A 6,673-nucleotide genomic window follows, 5' to 3' on the forward strand; every position below is an offset into this window, starting at 1 on the left:
TTGAGTTGTGCAACATGCACAGGCGTTTGGCAAGATTGCGAATTTTGTAGTAAATACACGTTTACATTTCGCAAGAAATTTTATCTTTAATAGAAAATAATCGGTTCCGAAGTTCACAACCTCGCCAAGCGCTGGAATGCTCGCAGTAATTTTAAACAAAATACGTAAATTCAATAAAATGAAATATATACTAACATTTTTTCTTATTTCTTTCGCAAGTTATGGCGTTTCTGCTCAATCGGTAGTTGTAAATCCAAATGGAACTCATTCGACAATTATTGACAATGGAAAAACAAAAACAATTGTTAATCCAGATGGAACTCATTCGACAATTATAGGCAACGGAAAAACAAAAACAATTGTTAATCCAGATGGAACTCATTCGACACTTATTGACAATGGAAAAACAAAAATAATTGTTAATCCAGATGGAACCCATTCAACAATTATCGAAAGTGGAAAAACGAAAAAAATTGTTAATCCAAAAAAGAAGCAAGTCAAAAAAAAATAAAAACTACTGCTAACACACGTTACAACTTGTATTTATGAAGTACAAACTAGAAAACATTGACTTTAATGATTTAAGTGATCTTAAGAAAAAAGTTAGTCTTGGAGCTAGATTTGTAGTTTTTAATTATAGAATTAGCTTAGGCCTAATTTCTTTGTTAAGAGTTTCTCCCGCAATATATATCAGAGAAAAAAGTGAACTTAATAAATTCAAAAAAAAGTACAACAATTATAATTTAATTTTTGGACCATGGTATTTTTTTAAAGGCCCTTGGTTGACATACAACGCCTATAAAATAAATAATTCTGGTGGAATTGATGTAACTAATGACATTATGCATAATATTACTGAAGGAGCATTAATTGAAAAAGAAGTAAATATTTTAGAAATTCATGACCTATTTATTAAAATAAAAAATTCAGACTTATTAAACATTAAAAAAGCCCTACAATTAGTTGACAAGAAAAAAATTCAAATTGAGAAAGCATTTACCGGAATCTATATTAATGTTGAAGAATATGAGTCTCCATACTTTGTTATTGGAGTTAAGATGGGTAAGTACTCATTATTCGACGAAAAAACAATTAGAGATTCTCTCTACAAAATCTTTTACAAACATGTAAGATTTGAAATATTTGATATTGACAAAGAAACTGAATTAGGTAAAAAACTAATTCTTCAAGGAAATTTAGTTTTATAAAAATAAGACGTGTTGTAACAACGGTTTTCAACTATTGCTGGGCTCGCGATTGCTATTTTGATCTTAGTAAAAATACTCTGGTGCATTCAGCGCTACTTTTCAATGAAATTTTGTAGGTTTGTTTTAGTTCGTGCTTGGAGCAGTACCAAGCACCAAAGTCATGAGCTATAATCCTAAAGCTGCATCATAAGACAATTACAATAAAATGAAATATTACACGTATTGGTCGCTTTCTGACTTACCATCAAACTCAATAAAATCCTTTGAGGTTTGTTTTTGGATTGCAATAATCTGTTTAATACTTTGGGGAATTACAAAACGCTTTAAAAAGCAGGATAAAAATTATGAGAAAGCAATTTTGTTATGGACAACAGGAGTTGTTTTTTGTTTCTCATCAGTAATGTTTGTTTATTTGAAGTTCTATACGAAAGATGAAACAGAACAAAGAATTCAGAAAATGCTTGCGTCCAATTATGTTGGAACAGTTGAAGGTGAAATTTCGAATTTTAAAAGTGTACGACCGGCATCTCGAAAAGGCGCTGTAACAATTGAAAGTTTCAGCGTTGATTCCGTAGATTTTAGTTACGAAGACGCAATGCTTGGTCGTTTCAATCGCTTCTGTAAAACCAACAATGGAGTTTTTAGAAATGGCCTTCAAGTTAGAATAACTTATGGAAAAGATAACCATGACATTTTGAAAGTGGAAATCGCCAAATAATAATTTTTATCTTTAACAGAAAATATACACTTCCGAAGTTTGTAATCTCGACAAGCACCGGAACGTGAGCACAACAACAAGAACACATCTTATGAAAATGTACATTATCGTAAAAGACACTGTTCCAGATAAACTAGTTCCTGTAATTACGGCACACGCATCTTTGGCTTGTTACAAAAAATTTGAGCATAATGAGGATATGATAAAATGGATTAATGCAACATTTAAAAAAGTAGTTTGCATTGCAAATGAGATTGAATTTAACAAATTTAAAAGCGAAGTAGATTTTGTAGTGTTGACAGAATCCTCTTTGGAAAGCAAGGAAGTTAGTTTAGCATTTTGCCCAAGAGAAGAATATCCAAAAAAGTTTAAATTCCTAAAAATGTGGACACCACAAAATATATAGAATGGAAAATCAAGTATACAACTGGCTTGTAAAGAAAGGAACTATTATATTTCGAAAAAATGGAGATTTTATCACGCTGCAACTTGACTATGAAAATGGAGAAAGTTGTTTACTGACAAGATCAGACAATGATGAAGTTGTTCAATTATTGACTAAAATTGCGAGCCAGATTTGGGAAAACCCTAACTACGAAAAAAAACCTTATACAAAGCAACTTTATGCGAAAATTGACAATGACTATTATTGGAAAATTGACGGATCAAAACTTCTGCTAAGGTACAACGAAATTGAAAATGCAACAGAAATTAGAATCAAGGAAAATAAAGAATTGAATATAGAAATAAACTACATCGTAGAGATAATACAAATTTTAGAACATTTGAATCGCTAAAAGATAAAATCGTAAATCAGAAAAACAACCTGTTTTAGCCCGAAGTTTCGAGCGATTTACTGGAGTTTATTTTTTTTAGTTAAAGTTCAAAATGTATTCATTTCCACAAAAAATCAAAACCATATTTTAAAAATATACCTCATTTATTAACAGCTGTTAAGCACTCTTTTTAATAATTTTCACGAAGGATTTTCTAATAATAGAATTAGTTTTATCTAATGCTTATGATTGAGCATCTTACTAACATTATTGAATAGTTGCGGAAACTCTTGCTTAAAGGAAGTTGGCGATTCAAAATAATGTTCTAAAATAACAGCCAGAAATTCGAATTGATTGGTGTAGGCATAAATTCTGAAATAATTAGAATTGATTAGTTTATCTCTATTGGCTGGAAAATTGATTTCTTTTTGAATTTGATTGTACATTCTAGAAAAAATAATGGCACTTGTATCTTGACTTTTTAAGCCGTGAATATGCAATACGTGAGCAAATTCGTGAATTCCGAGATTTAAATTGTCACTTGTAGTTTCATATCCTGCAATAAAATCTTCCCACGAAAAAACTACCGCTTTCATTCTTGGATTGAATTCTCCTTTATGATAGGCTTCGTTTATGTTAGAATAATATTGTGATGGATAAACAACAATTTTATCAAAATTAGTGAACAAATAATTCCTTAATCCGAAGCTCAACATTACCGATGTTGATGCGATTAAAACTTGAACCTCATCGGTTATTATAAAATCTTCTTTGCCGATAAATTCATATTTCTCAATGAAAGTTGCTACACGATGTTCGAAATACTTTTTCTTTTTATCGGAAAGCGAATTGTAGTAATGGAACTTTTTGTTTAAAATGTACGATTGATTGGCGTCCAATGTCTTAACAGTTGGATAAAAATGAACAAAAAAGGGTTTATGATATAGTAGACCATATTTTTCTTCGATTATTGAGTAAATCACAAAAAGAAAAAATGCTACAACTAATGCAAATAGTAAATATAAAATAATCAATTCTAATTTTTTTGGGAAACGTTAATGACTTTTGAAACAAACAACACATTCAGTTTCTTGTAAATTTAAGTAATTTGCTCTGGTTTTTTCATTTAAAAATTTTACAATAATACTAAATCTTTGGAGCTTTATGACAAAACTTAGCATTCTAGCCTTCAAAGTGGTAAAAACAATACCTTCTATTTCAAAACTAAAAAAATTGCAAAAATTTTTAGAAATTGAGTTGATAGATAAAAACCTCAAGCTTTGAAACCACTGCTCTAATTTATTTTATTAAAAAAACTTCCACCAAAATAACTGATGGCTACAGAAAAGCATAGCAACTTTCCTCGTTTAAAACTAAGTAGAACTTTCGGCTTTATAATGAAATAATTGTTCGTTACAAAAATGAACTTATCTTTATAAGGAGTTTAAAAGTTCTGCCGTTAAAGGCTTGCTTACAAACGTGTAAATGTTTTTATCTAATTTTGCTTTAATAATATCATTGTCATCAATACTACTGGAAACGATACAAATTTTGCACTTTTTGGTACTTGTAGAATCTATTTTTTCAAACAAATTTAAAAACTCAAAACCATCCATAAGTGGCATGTAAAGATCCAACAATATTAAATCTGGCAATTCTTGATCATTATCTTTATTTTGTTCCAGATATTCAATAGCTTTTAAACCATTATCAAATTCTACAAGATTATTCGCTAAATTATTTTTTTTAATTATTGCACTTGTGATGTAATTATCTATATAGTTATCGTCAATAATTAAAATTTTATTGTACTTCGGTACCATATTTTATAGTTTTATAAATTTTATAAATTCTTCTTGTCTTCTTTTAGCTATAGGTAAAACATGACCATTAGAAAACTCACAATATAGGCCATCTTTTTTAATTATTTTTACTATGTGTTTAATATTCACAACATAAGAGTGGTGAATTCTAAAAAAGTTATTCTCTAGTAACGATGAATATTCGCCTAAATTTCTACTTGAAACAATTTTTGTATTCTTATCGGTGTGAAACTCGGTATATTTTCCATCGGCTTTACAAAAAACAATATCATCTATTTTTAATAAATCGATCTTGTCAACAGAGGCTATTGCTACAAAATCAGAGTTATTATTTAAAACATTTAAAGTTTTTATTTTTCCGATTTTATCATCTTGATAAATAGATTCCATCTCAATAAGCTTAACCGTTTTGTACAGTGAAATAATTAATTCATTATAATCTAAAGGTTTTAATAAAAAATCTATTCCACCAAATTTAAAGGCATCATAAGCATCTGCTTTGTTTTTTGATAAAAATAAAACCTTAGGTTTATGAACACTAATAGCATTTAATACATTCGGATTCCAAGAAGGTTTGTCCAGACTTACAATAAGTAAATCTGGGATATTTTCATTGACTAAATCAATTAAATCGGAAGAATCAGGAACTACAGTAATTATACTTAACAAAACAGCGTTTTCCTTTTCAAATTGTTCAATTAACTTTATCGTTTCGAAATCATCTTCTATTAAAATTACTTTTAGAATTTTCATAAATTCGTGGTTTACTTATGAAGTATTTAACAAAAATACACTTTTTTTAGATAAATTTGTAGAAATAAATGCTATAACTAATGCAATCGGATTTAGACAGAATAAAAACATTAATTGATTACAATATTTTAGATACTTCGCCAGAAGAGATGTTTGATGATATAACAGCTGTTGCCTCGGCTGTTTGTGGTATGCCTGTAGCGCTTATTTCTTTATTAGATCTAGAACGACAGTTTTTTAAATCGAATCATGGTTTTAAAAGTAGAGAAACTCCAATAGAACATTCCTTTTGTAAACTAGCTATAGAAACCCCTAATGACATTTTCATTGTTGAAGATGCAAGAATTGATAGTCGATTTAAAGAAAATCCGTTAGTTGTTGACGATCCAAATATAGTTTCTTACTATGGCGTTCCTCTAAATTCAAAATCTGGCGTTGCTTATGGAACGTTATGCGTGATTGATAACAAAGTAAATGTGCTTACTGACCATCAAAAAGAAATCTTAAAAAAGCTATCAAAACAAGTGGAACATTTACTTGAGTTGCGAAAAAACAATTATTTATTAGCTGTTTATCAAGATAAAATCGAGCGATATTCGTCTGATATGGAAGAATTTGCTTATTTGGCAGCTCATGATTTGAAATCACCTATTCGAGCCATAGATTCATTCGTTAAATTACTAGATAAAAAGCACAAGAATATTTGGGATGAAAGAGATGAAAAATATGTGTCTTTTATTGTCGAAAGTACTACCAAAATGAATCATTTAATTCACGATTTATTGGAATATTCTAAAAGCACTTTTGGTATTGAAAATGATACAAAATTTGATGTAAAAGAACTGATTTCGGATATTTTCAGGAGATTAACCTATGACATTCAAGGGAAAAAACCAGAATTAATTTGTGATGAAATGCCCATTATTACAAATTCAAAGATTGCTTTTACGTTATTATTTCACAATTTAATTAGCAATGGTCTTAAATATCAAAATAAAAAGTCGACACCTTTAATTAAAGTTCATTTTAGAGAAAATGTAACTCATTGGATTTTTTCAGTAGAAGATAATGGAATTGGCATCAAAGAAGACTATTTTCAGTTGATTTTCAAACCTTTTAAAAGGTTACATAATGCTTTAGAATATCAAGGAACTGGACTTGGTTTGGCAGCATGTGTCAAAGTTATCGACAAACTACAAGGCAGCATTACTGTAGATTCTATTCCAAACAAAGGCACTACTTTTACTTTTTCTATTCCAAAAAAATAAAGTAAACTCTGAAGTACTATTTGTGCTTACTAATCAATAGATAAACGAAAGATTTAATTTTTTTTGGTTTAATAGTCAAAAATAGTTGGTAAAAATGTTTTGAGTACCTATAAAATATGATATTGAG

General features: G+C 29.1%; 9 protein-coding genes. 6 read left to right on the top strand and 3 right to left on the bottom strand.

Features of this window, described 5'->3' with window-relative positions:
• Positions 1-178 precede the first annotated feature (178 nt).
• From DIU01_RS06695 to DIU01_RS06715, 5 genes are all read left to right on the top strand, one after another.
• Positions 179-511 (top strand): hypothetical protein, encoded by a 333-nt coding sequence (locus DIU01_RS06695; RefSeq protein ID WP_290832756.1) that lies wholly within the window; start codon positions 179-181, stop codon positions 509-511.
• A gap of 34 nt (positions 512-545) precedes the next feature.
• The gene (locus tag DIU01_RS06700) at positions 546-1,208 is read left to right on the top strand and encodes a hypothetical protein (protein ID WP_290832758.1); all 663 of its coding nucleotides are present in this window, start codon (positions 546-548) and stop codon (positions 1,206-1,208) included.
• Positions 1,209-1,413: 205 nt separating this feature from the next.
• Complete coding sequence (locus tag DIU01_RS06705; protein WP_290832760.1) at positions 1,414-1,926, top strand: hypothetical protein; 513 nt, start codon at positions 1,414-1,416, stop codon at positions 1,924-1,926.
• 91 nt (positions 1,927-2,017) lie between these two features.
• Complete coding sequence (locus DIU01_RS06710) at positions 2,018-2,332, top strand: hypothetical protein (protein WP_290832762.1); 315 nt, start codon at positions 2,018-2,020, stop codon at positions 2,330-2,332.
• A gap of 1 nt (position 2,333) precedes the next feature.
• Positions 2,334-2,723 (top strand): hypothetical protein, encoded by a 390-nt coding sequence (locus DIU01_RS06715; protein WP_290832764.1) that lies wholly within the window; start codon positions 2,334-2,336, stop codon positions 2,721-2,723.
• Positions 2,724-2,938: 215 nt separating this feature from the next.
• On the opposite strand, the gene DIU01_RS06720 is transcribed toward DIU01_RS06715, so the two are convergent.
• From DIU01_RS06720 to DIU01_RS06730, 3 genes are all read right to left on the bottom strand, one after another.
• The gene (locus tag DIU01_RS06720) at positions 2,939-3,736 is read right to left on the bottom strand and encodes a zinc-dependent peptidase (protein ID WP_290832766.1); all 798 of its coding nucleotides are present in this window, start codon (positions 3,734-3,736) and stop codon (positions 2,939-2,941) included.
• A 399-nt stretch (positions 3,737-4,135) separates the two neighbouring features.
• Positions 4,136-4,525: a response regulator gene (locus DIU01_RS06725; RefSeq protein WP_290832768.1), complete on the bottom strand. Its 390-nt coding sequence runs from the start codon at positions 4,523-4,525 to the stop codon at positions 4,136-4,138.
• 3 nt (positions 4,526-4,528) lie between these two features.
• On the bottom strand, positions 4,529-5,278 hold the full coding sequence (locus DIU01_RS06730) for a LytTR family transcriptional regulator DNA-binding domain-containing protein (protein ID WP_290832770.1): 750 nt from the start codon (positions 5,276-5,278) through the stop codon (positions 4,529-4,531).
• 80 nt (positions 5,279-5,358) lie between these two features.
• Between DIU01_RS06730 and DIU01_RS06735 the strand changes: the two genes are divergently transcribed.
• A complete protein-coding gene (locus DIU01_RS06735) occupies positions 5,359-6,546 on the top strand; it encodes an ATP-binding protein (RefSeq protein ID WP_290832772.1) in 1,188 nt (395 codons plus the stop codon).
• The last annotated feature ends 127 nt before the right edge of the window (positions 6,547-6,673 follow it).

It is taken from the genome of Flavobacterium sp. (assembly GCF_003525665.1).
Lineage (GTDB): Bacteria > Bacteroidota > Bacteroidia > Flavobacteriales > Flavobacteriaceae > Flavobacterium.

Coding starts and splice junctions, on each gene's coding strand:
- DIU01_RS06725 (WP_290832768.1), bottom strand. CDS start 4,525: ATGGTACCGAAGTACAATAAAATTTTAATTATTGACGATAACTATATA.
- DIU01_RS06700 (WP_290832758.1), top strand. CDS start 546: ATGAAGTACAAACTAGAAAACATTGACTTTAATGATTTAAGTGATCTT.
- DIU01_RS06705 (WP_290832760.1), top strand. CDS start 1,414: ATGAAATATTACACGTATTGGTCGCTTTCTGACTTACCATCAAACTCA.
- DIU01_RS06695 (WP_290832756.1), top strand. CDS start 179: ATGAAATATATACTAACATTTTTTCTTATTTCTTTCGCAAGTTATGGC.
- DIU01_RS06710 (WP_290832762.1), top strand. CDS start 2,018: ATGAAAATGTACATTATCGTAAAAGACACTGTTCCAGATAAACTAGTT.
- DIU01_RS06735 (WP_290832772.1), top strand. CDS start 5,359: ATGCAATCGGATTTAGACAGAATAAAAACATTAATTGATTACAATATT.
- DIU01_RS06730 (WP_290832770.1), bottom strand. CDS start 5,278: ATGAAAATTCTAAAAGTAATTTTAATAGAAGATGATTTCGAAACGATA.
- DIU01_RS06715 (WP_290832764.1), top strand. CDS start 2,334: ATGGAAAATCAAGTATACAACTGGCTTGTAAAGAAAGGAACTATTATA.